The 1024-nt window shown below is 63.7% G+C and carries 1 protein-coding gene; it reads left to right on the top strand.

The annotated features are described in order from the left end of the window. A partial coding sequence (locus Q8M88_RS11150; protein WP_305597229.1) for a c-type cytochrome occupies positions 1 to 761 on the top strand: 761 nt, incomplete at its 5' end. Between the last annotated feature and the right edge of the window lie 263 nt (positions 762 to 1024).

The raw sequence follows: 1024 nt of genomic DNA, 5'->3' as shown, positions 1-1024 counted from the left end.
CCTGCGGCAATTGCCATCTCGACGCCGGCGTGAAGAAATTCGGTCTGCCGATTTTCGGACTCGCCGAGGATTTCCCTGCCTATAGCGCGCGCGTCGGCGCGCAGATCACGCTGCAAGAGCGCATCAATTCCTGCATGACGCGCAGCATGAACGGGCGCCCGCTGCCGGCGTCATCCACGCCGATGCACGCCATCGTCGCCTATATCCAGTTTCTCTCGTGCGGCGTGCGCAAGGGCGAGAAGCTCTCCGGTCTCGGCGCGGGGACGATGCCGGAACTCGATCGCGCCGCGGATCCGGCGCGCGGGCGCGATATTTATCAGGCGCGCTGCCTCAGCTGCCATAACGTCGACGGCGCCGGCGTGCAGAACAGCCTGCCGGGGCTGGGCGCCGGCTACGCCTTTCCGCCGCTCTGGGGCTCGGACAGTTTCAATGACGGCGCCGGCACGGCGCGGCTGATCACGGCGGCGAATTTCATCCATTCCAACATGCCGGACGGCGTCGATTATCTGCACCCGCGGCTCTCGCCCGAAGAGGCCTGGGACGTCGCCGCGCTGATGATCTCGAAGCCGAGGCCGCAGCGCGCGGGGTTAGACAAGGATTTTCCCGACCTTTTGAAAAAGCCGATCGACGCGGCTTACGGCCCCTATGCCGACGGCTTCTCAGAAGCGCAGCACAGATACGGGCCTTATGGGCCGATCCGCGCGAAGTTGCAGGAGATCGTGAAGCAGAAGGGCGAGGTGAGGAATCCGAATGTGAAGTAGCCGCGAACAGACGAGGTCGGGTAACGCGTGGCAACTGCGTCGGAGGACGCGATGGGGTTCTTCGCAAAAGGCGCCGACTTCATGGAGCCATCAATCTCGCAAAATTCTGGGAGTAAGCGCGCTGTTGGCCGTGGCCTAGGCGGCATCAACGGAATTCGGCAAGGCGCACCGGCGGGCTTTCAGCATTGATCATGGCTTGGATCATGCCTTGGCCATGTGCGTCGCCGCGGCTTATCGTGACAACCTGCCACGCACGAGAGCTG

The sequence above is a fragment of the Phenylobacterium sp. genome (assembly GCF_030693805.1).
GTDB lineage: Bacteria > Pseudomonadota > Alphaproteobacteria > Caulobacterales > Caulobacteraceae > Phenylobacterium.
This window is presented reverse-complemented; position numbering and strand designations above follow the sequence as displayed.